Genomic DNA, 16,311 nt, shown 5'->3' on the forward strand with positions numbered 1-16,311 from the left:
TTATGCAAAACACAAAACTTTCGCCTTTTTTAAAATGGGCGGGTGGAAAACGATGGCTTGTTAATAAACATGAAGAGTTGTTTAAAGTAGATTATAAGAAATATTATGAACCTTTTTTAGGTAGTGGCGCCGTATTCTTTTTTATAGAACCAAATGAGGCAATTTTGTCGGATATCAACAGTGAACTTGTAATAACATATAATGCCATAAAAGAAAATTGGGAACTTGTTTATCACTTTCTACTTGAACACCATAAGAAGCACGACAAAAAGTACTATTATAAACAAAGATTAAAAAGATATAGAAATAAATTTAAAAAAGCAGCAAGATTTATATATTTGAATAGAACTTGTTGGAATGCATTATATCGGGTTAATACTAAAGGTTTATTTAATGTACCTATAGGTACAAAGAAGCGTGTTGTATATGAAAAAGATGATTTTAAAGAGATCTCAGAAAAATTAAACAAAGCTAAAATCATTTGTGCTGACTTTGAGAATATTATTGACAGAGCAAATAAAAACGATTTCTTATTTGTAGACCCACCATATATTACGAAAAACACAAAAAATGGTTTTATAAAATATAATGATAAAATATTTACCTGGGAAGATGAGTTGCGGCTTTTTAATAGTTTAAAGCGTGCGTCAAAGAGAGGTGTAAAAATATTATTTACAAACACATACCACCGGAGCATAACTATGCTATACAAAAATGATTTTATAATAACTAAAGTTGCGCGAAGCAGTATTTTAGCCAGCGATCCAAAACATAGGAAAATAACATATGAGATAGTTATAAGGAGCAATTACGATGTTCAAAGATAAAGTCATATTCATTTACAAAGCCTTGCTGTCTCACATGCCGTATATAAGAAATTACAAAAATTGTAGTACACCCGCTAAGACAGCTGCATTTTGGGAACTACTCATTACATTAATTATTTCATTTTTACCAATATTTATTGGTTGTTTTATAGCCTATCTACAAAACAACAGTATACATATTATTAATAATATGTATAACAATTTGTCAAACGGCGAATTGTTTCTTTATATTACCTCATTGCTTGCACCGGTGATATACATGATACTTAAAGAAAGGAAAAATATAAAAAGATTCCCCGATTTAATTTTGAGCGTATTTCTCTACGGAGGTATTGTTCTTGCTTCAGCAATCGTATTCGCTTTGAAACGCATTAATTTTGCATTTGATGCAGTATCAGTCAACAGAGTTCAATATTTAATATTTCCCTTCTCTTTGCTGTTGATGTATGTGGTTCTTACGTATAATAACGAATTTCCTGCAAACCCGGCGGAAGTAATGCAGGCGCAAGAAGATAAATTTACGGCTGATGTTAGAAAGCATAGGAGGAAGAACAATGACTAATGTAATCGCAATGTCATGTTTAGAAGTGATACAGCCAATTGGTAAATTTTATATTGGCTCAATCAAAGCTTCAGATTTGTGCAATATAACACAATATGATTTCAGGAGATTATCTAACGAAGAAGGGTTTGAAAGCTATATTGGTATAAATCGGAAAGTAGACCAAAATCGAGAAAACGAAATAGCTCAATATGTTGGGACATCGGATGCTTGTTTCCCGACTTCAATTATATTATCAATACCTGCTGCATGTACACATTACGATCATAAAAGTAAAATATTAAAACTTAAAGAATACATTGATAAAAATGATAGTAATAAAAATATAAGTTCTGATAAAATAGCTACCGTATTAGATGGACAACATAGAATAGCAGGGCTAAAAAAGGGTACTTACCAGGGCGAATTTGAATTGAATGTGAGTATATTCATTGATTTAGATATTGCTGATCAGGCTTATATATTTTCAACAATAAATTTAGCACAGACAAAAGTAAATAGAAGCCTTGTTTATGATCTTTATGACCTTGCTAAAGCTAGAAGCCCACAGAAGGTTTGTCATAATATCGCTGTTGCTTTGGATAAAGATGAGAGTAGCCCTTTTTATAAAGCTATAAAAAGATTAGGTGTTGCTACAGAGGGACGATATAATGAGAGAATAACGCAAGCTACTTTTGTCGATAGTTTGATTTGTTATCTAACTGATGATGCTAGGACAGATAGAGAACTTTACAAGAAAGGGAAAAAACCACAAAAGGCTAGCGCAGATGAATTGAAGAAAATGATCTTTCGTAATATGTTTATTGATGAAAAAGATTTAGATATAACTGATGTCATTTGGAATTATTTTGACGCCATAAGTGATAATTGGGAAAAAGCATGGTGCAATACTGGTAGCGGAATTATGTTAAAGAGGACAAACGGTTTCAGGGCATTTATGAGGTTTTTAAGGCCTGCTTATCTTCATATTACTTCACCAGGCAGTATTCCAACAAAGAAACAATTTATGGAAGTGTTGAAAAAAATAGATATTAAAGACGCACAGTTTAATACTGATATATATAAGCCTGGCACAGGTGGTGAAAGTAAACTATATAATGAATTGCGTGAAAAATCTAAGATATAAATGCATCTCATCATCCAACATATCGGCCAACTGCTGTGCAATTCAATTTTATTAGCATCAACCAAACTTTAACCAAAGGAGATCGTCAATGAAAAAGTTCTCCCTCATCGCCATCGCGTTTATGATAGTCGTCCAATTGGGCTGCGGCAAAGACCCAACCGGGATAAGCACCGGGACCATCAAAGGCAAGATTTCCGATGCGGCCACCAACGGAGCGATTGCGGGTGTTGTGATCTCTACCTCTCCGGCCAGCAGTTCGGTGACAACCGGTGACGACGGTTATTACCAGATCGATGAAATCAAGGCTGGGGCATATACTGTGCTGGCTGCCAAATCCGGATATGCCAGCGCTACGGCCAATGTCACGGTCGATGCCGGGAAAATAACCAACGCAAACTTAGCCCTGGTTGTGGTGACGGCGGTTCCATCGGTTCCAGTGCTGGTCACCCCGCACGATACCGTTTCATCGGTCGTGCTGTGCCCGACTTTCAATTGGAATCCCAGCAGCGCCGCCGCCAGTTATTGCATACAGATAGCAAAGGACAGCACCTTCACGATATTGGCCGCCGGTCAGGCCGGTTTATATATCAATTGTTTCGCGTCTCCATCATTGGCCGAATCCACCACCTATTACTGGAGGGTCAATGCCAGCAATTCCATAGGGACTTCGGCCTGGTCTGCGGTGTGGAGATTCGCCACCGGTTCATCGGCCACCGGCAATACAAAGCCAAACCAACCGACAACTCCGATCGGTCCCGCTACCGGTTTCCGGAGTCAATCATACGAATTCGATTTCACCTGCTCAGATCCTGACGGCGATCCGCTTTATTTCCGGGCTGATTGGAGCGATGGTACTCCGATGATTTGGACCAATGATTATTATGGATGGAGCACTTATGCATTGCCCCATACCTTTAAGGCCTTGGGCACATTTCCCATTCGTGTTCAAGCCATGGACATATATGGCGATACCAGTCTTTGGTCAGCACAAACCTCAATAACGATAATCAACGCAAACCCAAGCTTCTCAAATTATTATGTTTATCCCAGTGACGGCTCCACTTGTTATTACTCACCGATAAATTTCGATTGGGATTGCACTGATCCCGATATACCCTATGATACCCTGTCATACGACATGTACTTAGATACATTGAATCCTCCGGTAAAACTCCAGGTATCCAACCTTTCTTCATCACAGTATACCTTAAGTACAATAACCAATGCCAAAACGTATTATTGGAAGATTGTGGCAAAGGATCGTTTTGGGGGCGTTGCCAACAGTTCTATATGGAGTTTTTATAAAACCACCAAATAAAACCAATGCACCTCATCATCCAACATATCGGCCAATTGCTGACCATAGCTGACCTCTCCCCGTCCCTCCCCGCAGCGGGGAGGGAGAAAGGGAGGGGTCGGGTGGGGTCAAGCATGTCCGACCTCGGCATCATCGAGGACGGGCTGGTAGCCATCGAGAATGACAGGATCGTAGCCGTGGGCAAAACTTCCGACCTCAAGCCCAAGCTGAAACTCCTGCCCCACACCAAGGTCATAGACGCCGAAAATCAAGTCGTCATGCCCGGCTTCGTGGACTGCCATACCCACCTGGTCTATGGCGGCTCCCGGGAGGACGAATTCGAGATGCGGGCCTCCGGAGTTTCCTACCAGGAGATCGCGGCCAGGGGCGGCGGAATACGCTCCACGGTCAAAGCCACCAGGCTGGCTTCCCGCGAAATCTTAAAACGCGATGCCATGAAACGATTGGATCGGATGCTCCTTTGGGGAACGACCACGGTCGAGGCTAAAAGCGGTTACGGATTGGAGACCAAAAGCGAGATCAAACAACTGGAGGTTGTAAAAGATCTAAATGACTTACAGGCTATAGAGGTCATGCCGACCTTCATGGGAGCGCACGAGTTTCCAGAGGAATTCAGAAATCAAAATGCAGAAAGCAAAAACGGAATAGACCGGGAAGGCTATGTCAAGCTAATCTGCGAAGAGATGATCCCGAAGGTCGCGGAGATGAAACTAGCCGAGTTCTGCGACGTGTTCTGCGACCAGGGCGTGTTCACTCCCGAAGAAGCCATAAAGATACTGGAGACCGCCAGCAATTTCGGGATGATACCCAAGATCCACGCCGACGAGCTGGCTTCTGTCGGTGCGGCCGAGGCGGCCGGAAAGGTCAAGGCCATCAGCGCCGAGCATCTGCTTTACCCCTCGCAGACCGGATTGGAACTGATGAAACAGGCCGGAACCATCGCCGTGCTGCTCCCCGGAACAAGCTTGACCATCAAGAAGAACTATGCCCCGGCCCGGAAAATGATAGAGATGGGCATCCCGGTGGCCCTGGCGACAGATCACAATCCCGGGTCGTGCACCATCGAGAACCTGCCGTTCATCATCGGGCTGGCCTGCCTGTACCTGGGGCTGACCCCGGCCGAGGCCATCTGCGCCGCCACCTACAACGCGGCCTGCGCCCTGAAGCGGGGCGACCGGATCGGCTCCATCGAGGAGGGCAAGCAGGCCGACCTGCTGATCATGGACATCCCCAATTACCGGTATATTCCGTATCACTACGGGGTCAACTACGTCAAGACGGTTATAAAGCGGGGCAAGATAGTCATAGGGGCTAATTGAACCGCCAAGACGCAAAGGTTATAATGTAATAGGATGGTAAAATTTAATATAAAGGGCAGATAAAATATATGAAAAAATGCCTGCCATTATTTTTGGCGCTGACCGCTTTTATCGGCTGTACACACCTGCCGATAAAAAATCTTCGGGAAAACGAATCTAAACTGGGGTATGAATTTAACACTTTTACTGACACTTCAAAAGCTTTGGCCCGAGCGAATTGGCGTGTATTGCGTGACCCTGTCAGTAAAAAGAAATATACAGACTCTTCTGAAGCATACCAATTGATAGAAAAATACGACATCAAGCAAAATGATATAAAATTCACAGATTTGTTTGTCGTCCCCAAGGCTTTTAATTACGGGCAGTATAAATCGGGCCAAGAATACTTCAACGGAGTGGCATTCCTAAGAAATAAGAAATATAAAGATGCATTTGATTGCTTCAAAGCTGCGATAAAAAAAGATGCAGACCTTTTGTGTTACTCTGATGTTTATTATCTGATGGCTGTTTGCGCTTATAATATGGGAGATACGGCCAGGGCTGAAATGTGTTTTGATAATTTTGTCAACTATTCCGAAAGCATAATCCCAAGCTCCTTTTGTTATAAGAATAATAGAAATGTAAATGATATCAAGGATTTAGCCGAAAAAGGCTATGCAGTAGACAGCTTGTATAGCGGGCACTTCACTGATTCGTGTAAAGGTCCGGTGTTAAAGCATTTTCCTTATTACGGGTTTCTCAGCGATACGCCGTTGTTTAATACCGGACTCTCTCTGAATTTTTACCAAGATAGGGTTAATCTGAGGGCCTTTACCGAAATAACTTTTAAAAGATTCAGCCCTTACGTTGAATACAGCAAGGATTATTTGGGTTTAGGGCTTAAATATCAAGCATATAGAAGTTGGGATAACCGGATAGGTGTCTTATCTAATATCCAATATCAGAGCCAGGATTTAACCGCAAATGATGTCAATGTAAAATTCCGTAATTATAGCCTGGGACTACAAACCGGTTATTATTTGCTTCCCCGGTTATGCCTTTTCCTGGGGGGGAGGTATTATTATTGGAATGAGAACAACAAGTATTATTCCACCGTGTCCGGTCAAAACATTTGGCATAACAACGATGCCTTTGCCGGTGCGGGATTTTTTATTTGGGAGCATCTGGCCCTGGTAGGTAAATACAGCCGGAATCAAAAAATGCAGGTTGGTATAACGCTGTTCGGTATGGATGTGTTTTATAATTTGTCCGACCAAAAAGGTTTTTATTTTGGCAGTTAACTATACCATAAAACTGAACAATTACATCAATGCTACCGGCTTAAAAGACAAGACTAGTGTCGATTAGTTTCCATTAATGTCAATTAATTAACTGTCAGGAGAATACATGACCAAGTTAGTCGAATGCGTGCCGAATTTTTCCGAGGGCCGGGACCGCAAGATCATCGATGCCATCGCCGATGCCGTCCGTTCGGTGTCCGACGTCAAACTTTTGGACGTTGATCCCGGGGCCGATACCAACCGCACCGTCTACACCTTTGTGGGAACCCCGGAGGGCGTAAAGGAAGCGGCCTTCCAGGCCGCCAAGAAGGCCCACGAGCTGATAGACATGTCCACCCACAGCGGGGCCCATCCCCGGATGGGGGCCATGGACGTCTGCCCGTTTGTGCCGGTATCCGGCGTTACCATGGACGACTGCGTCCAGATCGCCAGAGACCTGGGCAAGAGGCTGGGCGAGGAACTGGAGATCCCGGTCTACCTTTACGAATTTGCCGCCGCCTCTCCCGAACGCCAGAGCCTGGCCGACATCAGAACCGGCGAATACGAAGCCTTGGAGGAGAAACTGAAGGACCCCAAGTGGAAACCCGATTTCGGGCCGGCCAAGTTCAAGCACAAATGGGGGGCCAGCGTGGTGGGCGCCCGGGAATTTTTGATAGCCTATAACGTCAACGTCAACACCAAGGACAAGAAGCTGGCCAACGAGATCGCCCTGAACATCCGGGAGGGCGGTCGGGCCAAGAAGGACGCCTCCGGCAAGATCGTCAAGGATGAGAAAGGAAACTCAGTAAAGATACCCGGCCGCCTGAAGGCGGTGCGGGCCATCGGCTGGTATATCGACCAGTACCGCCAGGCCCAGGTGTCCATCAACCTGATCAACTATAACACCACCCCGCTGCATGTGGTGTTCGAGACCGCCCGGGAGGAGGCGGAAAAGCTGGGCCTGATAGTCACCGGCTCGGAGCTGGTCGGTCTTGTCCCCTTAAAACCGATGCTGGACGCCGGAAAGTTCTACCTGAAAAAGCAGGGCAAGTCGGCCGGGGCGCCGGAGAAGGAACTGGTGGAGATCGCCGTCCGCTCCCTGGGCCTGGACCAGCTGTCGGAATTCGACCCGGCCAAGAAGATCGTGGAATACAACTTCCTAAAGCCCGCCCCGCTGATGTCCCTGACCGCCAGGGATTTTGTGGACGAGGTGTCGTCCGAATCCCCGGCCCCGGGGGGCGGATCGGTGGCGGCTTTGGCCGGCAGCCTGTGCGCGGCGCTCTCGGCCATGGTGGCCAACCTGACGGTGGGCAAGCCGGGATATGAAAAGGTCTGGAAAGAGTTGTCCGACCTGGCCCAGCAGGGGCAGGAGATCAAGGACCAGCTGGCCAAGGCGGTGGATGAGGACACCAACGCCTTCAACCATCTGATGGAGGCCATGCGCCTGCCAAAAACCACCCCGGAACAGAAGGCCACCCGCGAGGCCGCCATGGAAGATGGTTATAAGAAGGCGGCGGCGGTGCCGCTCCAGACGGCCCAAACCTGCCTGGAGGCCATGAAGATATCCCTGATCGCCGCCCAAAAGGGCAACGCCAATTCCGCCTCCGATGCCGGGGTGGCCGCCTTGATGGCCCGGGCCGGGGTGGAGGGGGCGGTGCTGAACGTGCTGATAAACCTGGGATCGATAAAAGACCAGGCTTTCAAGGACAGCCACGTAAAAGATTGCCAGGGCCTGAAGCAGGAATCGGCCGATCTGTGCGACACCGTCCAGCAGGCGGTGATGAAAAATATAAAAATATAATTGTAATTTTGGCCCCAGTCCTTTATAATCATATACAATGGGCAAGGATTTTGGAAAATATGAGCTATGGCTGAAATAAACCGATTGAAAGAACAGGCCCGCACTTTCTACCAGAAGGGCGAGTGGGAGAAGGCCAGAAGGGCGGCAGAGCAGATCGTCTCCATCGAGCCGGAGGATCCCGAATTCACTCTGACCCTGGCCAATATTTATAGGGAAGTGGGAGAGGACCGCAAGGGTCTGGACACCTACGAGAAAGCCCTCAGGCTTTCGGAGAAGTCCGGGGACTTCAGCCGGGTGATCGCCGCCTCCAAAAGGATTTTGTCTATTGACAAGGATAGGATAGAGTTATATAATAAGACAGCTGAAGGATACCTTAAACTGGGGCTGAAAAGCGGGGCCGTCCGGGAGTGGATCCGCTTTGCCGACCAGATGAAGATCCGCTCGGATTTTACTGCTATGGCGGCGGTATACCAGCGGATAACGGACATTATTCCGGAGAATCCCCCCTTAATTGGCAGTTGCCAGAAGATCAGGCAGCTGGCGGATCAGGCGGTTTCCGACAATTCGGAGAATGCCCCGGAGCCGGCCGATATTGTACCCTATCGCCGTTTGGTGGACGTGGCCCTGAAGATGGGCCAGGCCAGAAAGATCATCGAAACCCAGCAGAGCTATGCCCGGGTGCTGCTGAGAAAGGGTTTTGTCCGAAAGGCCAAGGCGGTCTATCAGAAGATCCTGGAACGCGACCCCGGCAATGAAGAGGCCCTGGCCAAGGTGCTTTCATCGTCCGGGGACGGCGCCCTGGATGATAAAAAACTGCAATCCCAGCTGCTGGAAGCCTGCAAAAACTATCAGGAACTGATCTGGGGCAAGATCGACGAAGCCTATGAGCCTTATTATGACCTGGGGATTCTTTTCCGACAGGAGGGCTTAAAGGACGAGTCCGTAGTTGAATTTCAGAATTCCATCAAGGGCGGGGACCGGCAGTTAAAAGGCTTTGAGATGCTGGCGGTATCCTTCCTGGAACAGGGCGATTACGGTCTGGCCAAGGAGGTGCTCAGCCAGGGTCTTGCCATCCGGAAATTCCTGGACAATGAATATGTGGGCCTGCACTACAACCTGGGGGTGGCCCATGAACAGCTGGGGGAGTTCCAGAAGGCCTTATATGAGTACGAGCAGGTCTATGTCATTGACATCACCTATAAGGACGTCGCCAAGCGCCTGAGGGATCTGGAGAACAAGGTCAAGGCCCCACAGCAGACCAGGATCATCATTCCGGAACCGCCGGAGGCCGGCGGACCGGCTTCCGGCATCGAACCGGGATGGTTGGATCCTGCTGCTGAAGAAGCGCCGGGCCAGCCAGCGGCCGTTGAGAAGCGGCCCCCAACCACCCCGGCGGAAGATCTCCCCTCTTCAGGCGATGAGGAATTTTATCCCTTGGGGGCGGCGGCCGATCTCCCGGAGAATGCCATTGATGATAGATATGCCCCGCCGGATGAGGATGGCGACGTTTCTTATCAGCCGGCAAATTTACTGGTGGAGGAAACAGATTCGGAACCGGAAACCGAACCGTCCCCCCAGACAGCGCCGATAGTCCTGGGCCCTAAAGACAAAGGACTTTCCTTCCTGTAATATTTTTTAGGAGAATCAATGGACTACGAAAGATTTTTCAAGCTTAATGACGATCCTTTTTCCAATATCCCCGACAGCCGTTTCTACTACGACAGCCCCCAGCACAGCCGGGCCATAATGCACCTGGCCCACGTGGCCGAGAGGATGAGGGGGCTGGGGGTGCTGACCGGAGAGGTGGGCACCGGAAAGACCATGCTGGCCCGGCGCCTGCTGGAGATACTCCGGGAGGACGGACGGTTCGAGACGGCGCTGCTGGTGCTGACCCACGGGGATTTCAGTCCGTTATGGTTCCTTCGAAGAGTGGGCGCCCTGTTGGATGTCAAGGACGTTTCGGACGATAAGACCCAAGTGTCATCAGCCCTGGCCCGGCGCTTGATGGAGATCCATGCCGAGGGCCGCAAGGCGGTGATCCTGATCGACGAGGCCAATCTCCTGCGGGGGCAGGCCATGCTGGAGGAGATCCGAGGCCTTTTGAACCTGGAGCTGTCCGATGCCCGGCTGATAACTTTTATTTTGTTCGGCATGACCGAGGTCAACCAGAACCTGCTGGTGGATGTTTCGCTTAACCAGAGGGTGTCGGTGAAATATCACCTGGGCCCGCTGGATGAGGATGCAGTCAAAGAATACGTCCAGCATCGTTTGGTGGTGGCCGGCCGGGAGGAGGAGCTTTTTACCGACACTGCCTACCAGCTGATCGCCCGGTATTCCCAGGGCCGCCCCCGGCTGATAAACGCCATCTGCGACAACGCCCTGATGGAGGGCTGCCTCCAGGAGAAGGACCTGCTGGACGCCTCGGTGATCCAGATCGTGGCCAACAATCTGGGGTTGGACGACGGCGCGGAGCAGACTGCCGGGGTGACGGCCGGGGCCGAGGCCAACGATTACGGTTTCTGATATAACAGCGGACTAAATTCACAAAACAATAAATGGTACGATGGCAAAAGTTGATCAAATAAGAGCCAAGGCGGCCGAGTATTTTCAAAAGGGCGATTTCGCCAAAGCGGTGAGCGAGTACAAGAAAGTGCTGGACCTGGAGCCCGGCAATGCCAGCACCTATAATTTCATCGGCGACGCCTATGTGAAGCTGTCCAATGTCGGAGAGGCGGTCTCCAGCTATCTGGAGGCGGTCAGGGGCTACAGCAACGACGCCCTTTATAACAATGCCATTGCGGTCTGCAAGAAGATACTCCGGGTCAACAAGGACGACCCCGAGGTATACAAGACCCTGGGCGATCTGTATATCCAGCAGGGGCTGGTCAACGAGGCCATCACCAACCTTCTGGAATACGCCGAGCGGAAGATCAAGCAGGGAAAAGCCGATGAGGCCTTCCCGATCTATCACCAGATCGTAGAGATCAACCCCCAGAATCTGGCGGTACGCTCCAAATTGGCCGAGATGTATCTGACCCAGAAGAAGATCCCCGAAGCCATAGAAGAATTCTCCCAGCTGGCCAAAACCTACCGGGATCAAGGCCGGATGATCGAAGCCGAGTCCCTGGAGGCCAAGGTCAGGGGGATGAAAGGGGAGGCCGCACCGGCCCAGGCAGCGCCGGAGGCCGAGGTCAAGCCCGATTCCATCATCGAGGAGCTTTCCCAGCAGCGGCCCGAAACCCCGGCCCAGAAACAAACCACCCCGGAACTGGTGATCGATAAAGAACCGGAGCCGCCCCGGGAGGAAGAGGCGGCCAAACAGGACTGGGCCACCAACATCGAACTGGGCGACCTGCTGGTCGAGATCGGTTCCACCCAGGAGGCCCTGGACCAATACCACACCGCGGCCAACGGCTACATGAACGACGGCAACGTGGGAAAATCGGTGGAGGTATATAAGAAGATAGCCAACCTGCAGCCCTTGGAGCTGCGCAGCCGCCAGAAGCTGGTGGAGATCGCCCTGCAAAACAACCAGCAGGATGATCTGATAGAGGCCTACCTGGGCCTGGCCGAATGCTTGCACCGCAGGGAACTGAGGGAACAGGCTGCGGCGGTCTATCAGAAGGTTCTGGAGATGGACCCGGTCAACGAGAGCGCCCTGGAGAGTCTGTCTCTATTGCTGCCGGAGATGCCCGAGGGGGCCTTTGAGATGCCGGGCATGGAGATCCATCAAGAGCCGGCGTCTCCACAGGAGGCGGTTCCCGATATATCATTCATCCAGCCGACAGCCCCCCAGTTCGAGGAGCAACCCCAAGCACAGGAGCCCGCTGCCTGGCCGCCGGAACCGGCCCCGGTTGAGGCCCCGCCGGCCTGGGAGGCACCACAGCCCGAGCCGGAAAATGCCCAGCCGGAAAGCTTCATGCATCACGGCGAGCCCCAGCCGGAGGAGCCGCAGTTCCACGGCCAGCCGGCCGAACCGCCGGCCAGCGATGACGTCCATTGGGGGCGGGAGATCGTGGAGGGGGGCCGCCAGTCCCGGGTCAAGTTCAGCGTGGCCGATGAGGAGCCGGCCACCGCTCCGGGGGCCCAGGAAGAATTTCTGTCGCTTCAGGACATTCTGGCCGAGTTCAAGGAAGGGGTCTACCAAAGCATAAACCAGGAGGATTTCCAGGGCCATTACGACCTGGGCATAGCCTATAAAGAAATGGGCCTGGTCGAGGAGGCCATTGCCGAGTTCCAGATTGCCTCCAAGGGCGAGAAGGAGCGCCTTAAGTCCTTCGAGATGCTGGGCATCTGTTTCCTGGATCGGGGGGAGCCCAAGTTCGCCGTCAAACAACTGGAGCGCGGCCTCTCCACTCCGGGCTACAGCGATGAGGACTATATCGGCCTGCGTTATAGCCTGGCCCAGGCCTATGAACTGACCGGGGAGATCCCCAGCGCCATCAAGACCTTGGAGGATATCTACACCACCGATGTCAACTTCAGGGATGTGGGACAGAGGCTGCAATCCCTGAGGGCCTCCCTGGCGCCCGCCGCCCCTCCGGCCGCAACACCCCGGCCGGCGCCTCAACCGGCCCCGCCTCCGGCTCCCCAGCCCCGGCCGGCCGCCCCGGTCCCCCAGCCGCCGGCTGCCAGGCCGATGCCCCAGGCTCCGCAGATCCAACGCCCGGCTGCGCCTCCGCCCAGACCGGCCATGCAGCCGGCCGCCCCGGCCCCCCAGTACCAGCCGGCGCCGGAGCCCGAAGCTGAATCAGCCCCCAAGCCCAAGCCCATTCCCTCCAAGCTTAAGAAACCGGAAAAACAGAGGATATCCTACGTTTAATATGGTTTGAGATGGACAGATACCCGGCCCTGAAAATTTTCATAATCTTGTTATTAGGGGTGCTGGCCGCTTCGGCCTTCCGCATCCCTTTTATTTTTTCAGGGCTGCTGGCTGCGGCAGCGCTGCTGCTTGTCTGGGCCGGGCACAGATTCGGGATCAAAACGGTTGCCCCGGGCCTATCTCTGACCCTGCTGGCGGCAGGACTGGCCAGTTATCAAACAAGGCACTCCACCGTTCCTCCCCACTGGGCCCACGGCAGCCAACAGATCCTGCTGGCAAAAATTATCTCCGAACCCCGCCGGACTGACAGGGGATGGAGGTTTGTCTCCCGGACGATCGCCCGGCGCAGCGGAGGATCGTGGCAGCCGGCCGATAGGAAAGTAATGACCTATATCGGCTCTCCAGAGGAAAGCCGGCCGGAGTACGGGGATGTATTGACGGTGGAGGGGATCTGGCGTAAGGCCGCCGAGCGGCGCAATCCCGGAGGGTTCGATTACCGCCGGTATCTGGAACGCCAGGAGGTGTCCGGGATATTCACCGCCAGCCGCCACAGGATCATATCGCATTCGCGGGGCAATATTGTGGTATCCGGCCTGATCATCCCCCTGCGCCGGTATGTCCGGGTGACCATCGAGCGCTATCTGGGCGGCGACCCGGGATCCCTGCTGGCCGGGCTGCTGCTGGGGGAGCGATACAACCTCTCCCGGCCGGTCCGGGAGGCCTTCTCCGACACCGGGACCGCCCATGTGCTGGCGGTGTCCGGGCTTCATGCGGCGCTGATGGCCTTCATTATTTTCATCATCCTGCGCCTGTTGCAGCTGCCCAAACGGGCAGCCAGCCTGGGGACGGCGGCCGGGCTAGCTATCTATACTTTGCTGGCCGGGGCCAGCCCTTCCATCGTCCGCTCCTCCATCATGGTGGGGGCGGTGCTGCTGGGCGGGCTGTTCGAGCGCCGGGGGAACGGTCTGAACATGCTGGGGCTGGCCGGCCTGTTGATCCTGGCCTTCTGGCCGGATGCGGCCTGGGACATCGGCTTCCAGCTGTCCTTTGCCGCCACCGCCGGGATATTGATATTGACCAGGCCCATCGAATCACTTCTTTTCCGGACCTGGGGATCGGCTCTGGCAAGGAAATGGATATTGACCCCGCTGGCGGTGTCCCTGGCCGCCCAGATATTCACCGCACCGCTGCTGGCCTGGTATTTCCACCGCATCCCGCTGATCTCGCTGGTTGCCAACCTGGTGGTGGTGCCGCTGACCGGCCTGATCCTGGCCCTGGCCTTGGCGATGGTGCTTTTAAATCTTCTGGGGGGCTGGGTGAGCTGGCCCATCGCCGCCAGCGCCTATCTGTTCTCCAAGATAATGCTGGAATCGGTATCGTTCTTCAGCCGGTTGAAATTGGGGACCATCAACTGGCCGACCGTAAGCTGGCCCCAGCTGGCGTTGTATGCCGGGATCTGCCTGCTGCCGTTCCTGTGGCGCCGGGCCGGGAAGCCCCGTCTGGCGGCCATCTCGGTGGTCATGGCGGCGGCCGCGGTGCTGGTGTGGCAGCAGGCCCTGGCCCGGCCGGCCGGCCTGAGGGTCACCTTTCTGGATGTGGGCCAGGGCGACTGCGCCTTGGTGGAGATGCCCAACGGAGCAAGATATCTGATAGACGCCGGACTTTGCACTCCGACCCGCGACAGCGGGAGGGATGTGATCCTGCCTTTCTTAAGGGCCAGGGGGATCACCCGGCTGGATAATGTGGTGATCAGCCACAGCGACGCCGACCACTGCGGCGGCCTGTCCTACCTGCTGGATCATCTGGACATCAGGAACCTTGTCATCAGCGATCATCCCAGTAGCCAGCCGATGTTCAACCGCGCCCTGGAACAGGCCCGGACGGGAAATGTCCCGCTGCAGGCCGTCTCCGGCTACGACACCCTGTGCGGGATCTGGCCGGCCCGGGGCTTTCTCTATTCCCGGGAGGACCTCACTCCCAACGGAAACGAGTCTTCGCTGATATTATATCTGCAGTACGGCCGGACCAATATCCTATTCGTCGGGGATATGGGGCCGGAGCTGGAGGATATCCTGCTGCAGAAGGGCCTGCTGGGAAGATGCCGGGTGCTTAAAGTTCCCCACCACGGGGCCCGGCCCAATAATCCGGAGGAACTGGCGGAGATCATTCGCCCTGAGCTGGCCGTGATATCGGTGGGAGAGGACAACCGTTTCGGTCACCCGGCCCGGGAGGCGGTGGAAAATTATACTGCTATCGGCTCAACCGTATACCGGACCGACCTATGTGGCGCCGTAATAATGGAGAGCGACGGGGAGAACATAACCTGCAAAAGCATGATAGAGTAAGGAGAACAGCATGAAGGACCTGATCGAAAAGATGGCCCAGAAGCTTAACAACTCCGGGGTTCAGACCGATTGCCAGAGGCCTCTCTCCGGCGCCGGGAGATCGGTAAAGGACGAGATCGCCGGGGCGCAAAAAGTGCGGGAGCCAAAAGAGCTGGCGGCCTACATCGACCATACCCTGCTCAAGCCGGATGCAGACCGAAATGCAATCATTGAACTTTGCAGTCAGGCAGTTGAGAACGGATTCTGCTCGGTGTGCATCAATCCCTATTGGCTGCCGTTGGCCAAAGAAAATCTAAAGGGCAGCACTGTCAAATTATGCACGGTGTGCGGCTTTCCGCTGGGGGCGGACGATCCGTCCCTGAAGTCTGATGAAGCCCGAAAGGCGGTTGAGCAGGGGGCCGACGAGGTGGACATGGTGATCAACATCGGAGCCTTGCGCTCCGGCCGTTACCGTGAGGTCTTCGACGACATTTCCGGAGTGGTCAGGGCGGCCGGAGGAAAAATCGTGAAGGTGATCATCGAGACCTGCCTGCTGACCCAGGAACAGAAGATAGAGGCCTGCCTGCTGGCCAAAGGCGCCGGGGCGCATTTCGTGAAGACCTCCACCGGATTCTCCAGCGGCGGGGCAACGATTGCCGATATCGCCCTGATGCGGGAAACAGTCGGGCCGGATTTGGGAGTGAAAGCCTCCGGCGGGGTGAAGACGGGCGAGGACGCGCTGGCCATGATAAAAGCCGGGGCCAACCGGATAGGGACCTCAGCCGGAGTTAAAATTATTGGTAAATAGGGGAATCCATATATTTAAAAGGCGGGCAACCCCGCCTTTTTTTATTTTCACCTGAAATTATATGTGCTATCATCTTCAATTTAGAAGACTTACCTGCTATCCAACAAAAATCATATAAACATTGACACTTATTCGTAACTTGTGC

General features: G+C 52.5%; 12 protein-coding genes. All 12 read left to right on the forward strand.

Annotated elements, in window-relative coordinates:
* Nucleotides 1–2 precede the first annotated feature (2 nt).
* Nucleotides 3–827 (forward strand): DNA methyltransferase, encoded by an 825-nt coding sequence (locus tag A2273_10875; GenBank protein ID OGF09109.1) that lies wholly within the window; start codon nucleotides 3–5, stop codon nucleotides 825–827.
* Nucleotides 814–1,389 (forward strand): hypothetical protein, encoded by a 576-nt coding sequence (locus tag A2273_10880; GenBank protein ID OGF09110.1) that lies wholly within the window; start codon nucleotides 814–816, stop codon nucleotides 1,387–1,389. Before A2273_10875 ends, A2273_10880 begins: the two co-directional genes overlap by 14 nt.
* On the forward strand, nucleotides 1,382–2,515 hold the full coding sequence (locus A2273_10885) for a hypothetical protein (protein ID OGF09111.1): 1,134 nt from the start codon (nucleotides 1,382–1,384) through the stop codon (nucleotides 2,513–2,515). Before A2273_10880 ends, A2273_10885 begins: the two co-directional genes overlap by 8 nt.
* An 88-nt stretch (nucleotides 2,516–2,603) precedes the next feature.
* A complete protein-coding gene (locus A2273_10890) occupies nucleotides 2,604–3,833 on the forward strand; it encodes a hypothetical protein (protein ID OGF09112.1) in 1,230 nt (409 codons plus the stop codon).
* Entirely contained in the window at nucleotides 3,830–5,152 is a 1,323-nt protein-coding gene (locus tag A2273_10895; GenBank protein ID OGF09113.1) for an imidazolonepropionase, read from the forward strand. The genes A2273_10890 and A2273_10895 overlap by 4 nt, the downstream gene beginning before the upstream one ends.
* A gap of 68 nt (nucleotides 5,153–5,220) precedes the next feature.
* Nucleotides 5,221–6,432 (forward strand): hypothetical protein, encoded by a 1,212-nt coding sequence (locus A2273_10900; protein ID OGF09114.1) that lies wholly within the window; start codon nucleotides 5,221–5,223, stop codon nucleotides 6,430–6,432.
* A gap of 106 nt (nucleotides 6,433–6,538) precedes the next feature.
* On the forward strand, nucleotides 6,539–8,212 hold the full coding sequence (locus tag A2273_10905) for a glutamate formimidoyltransferase (protein ID OGF09115.1): 1,674 nt from the start codon (nucleotides 6,539–6,541) through the stop codon (nucleotides 8,210–8,212).
* A 66-nt stretch (nucleotides 8,213–8,278) separates the two neighbouring features.
* On the forward strand, nucleotides 8,279–9,841 hold the full coding sequence (locus A2273_10910) for a hypothetical protein (GenBank protein ID OGF09116.1): 1,563 nt from the start codon (nucleotides 8,279–8,281) through the stop codon (nucleotides 9,839–9,841).
* A gap of 18 nt (nucleotides 9,842–9,859) precedes the next feature.
* On the forward strand, nucleotides 9,860–10,735 hold the full coding sequence (locus A2273_10915; protein OGF09117.1) for a hypothetical protein: 876 nt from the start codon (nucleotides 9,860–9,862) through the stop codon (nucleotides 10,733–10,735).
* Nucleotides 10,736–10,775: 40 nt separating this feature from the next.
* The gene (locus A2273_10920; GenBank protein OGF09118.1) at nucleotides 10,776–13,034 is read left to right on the forward strand and encodes a hypothetical protein; all 2,259 of its coding nucleotides are present in this window, start codon (nucleotides 10,776–10,778) and stop codon (nucleotides 13,032–13,034) included.
* Nucleotides 13,035–13,045: 11 nt separating this feature from the next.
* Nucleotides 13,046–15,379 carry a DNA internalization-related competence protein ComEC/Rec2 gene (locus A2273_10925; protein OGF09119.1) on the forward strand — a complete coding sequence of 778 codons (2,334 nt, stop codon included), beginning with the start codon at nucleotides 13,046–13,048 and terminating at the stop codon, nucleotides 15,377–15,379.
* A gap of 133 nt (nucleotides 15,380–15,512) precedes the next feature.
* Entirely contained in the window at nucleotides 15,513–16,166 is a 654-nt protein-coding gene (locus A2273_10930; protein ID OGF09156.1) for a deoxyribose-phosphate aldolase, read from the forward strand.
* Nucleotides 16,167–16,311: the final 145 nt, after the last annotated feature.

It is taken from the genome of Candidatus Edwardsbacteria bacterium RifOxyA12_full_54_48, from assembly GCA_001777915.1.
Classification (GTDB): domain Bacteria; phylum Edwardsbacteria; class AC1; order AC1; family EtOH8; genus UBA2226.

What these genes read in the sequence shown, in the direction of transcription:
- A2273_10875 (OGF09109.1), top strand. Translation starts at nt 3, where the DNA reads ATGCAAAACACAAAACTTTCGCCTTTTTTAAAATGGGCGGGTGGAAAA.
- A2273_10880 (OGF09110.1), top strand. Translation starts at nt 814, where the DNA reads ATGTTCAAAGATAAAGTCATATTCATTTACAAAGCCTTGCTGTCTCAC.
- A2273_10885 (OGF09111.1), top strand. Translation starts at nt 1,382, where the DNA reads ATGACTAATGTAATCGCAATGTCATGTTTAGAAGTGATACAGCCAATT.
- A2273_10890 (OGF09112.1), top strand. Translation starts at nt 2,604, where the DNA reads ATGAAAAAGTTCTCCCTCATCGCCATCGCGTTTATGATAGTCGTCCAA.
- A2273_10900 (OGF09114.1), top strand. Translation starts at nt 5,221, where the DNA reads ATGAAAAAATGCCTGCCATTATTTTTGGCGCTGACCGCTTTTATCGGC.
- A2273_10905 (OGF09115.1), top strand. Translation starts at nt 6,539, where the DNA reads ATGACCAAGTTAGTCGAATGCGTGCCGAATTTTTCCGAGGGCCGGGAC.
- A2273_10910 (OGF09116.1), top strand. Translation starts at nt 8,279, where the DNA reads ATGGCTGAAATAAACCGATTGAAAGAACAGGCCCGCACTTTCTACCAG.
- A2273_10915 (OGF09117.1), top strand. Translation starts at nt 9,860, where the DNA reads ATGGACTACGAAAGATTTTTCAAGCTTAATGACGATCCTTTTTCCAAT.
- A2273_10920 (OGF09118.1), top strand. Translation starts at nt 10,776, where the DNA reads ATGGCAAAAGTTGATCAAATAAGAGCCAAGGCGGCCGAGTATTTTCAA.
- A2273_10925 (OGF09119.1), top strand. Translation starts at nt 13,046, where the DNA reads ATGGACAGATACCCGGCCCTGAAAATTTTCATAATCTTGTTATTAGGG.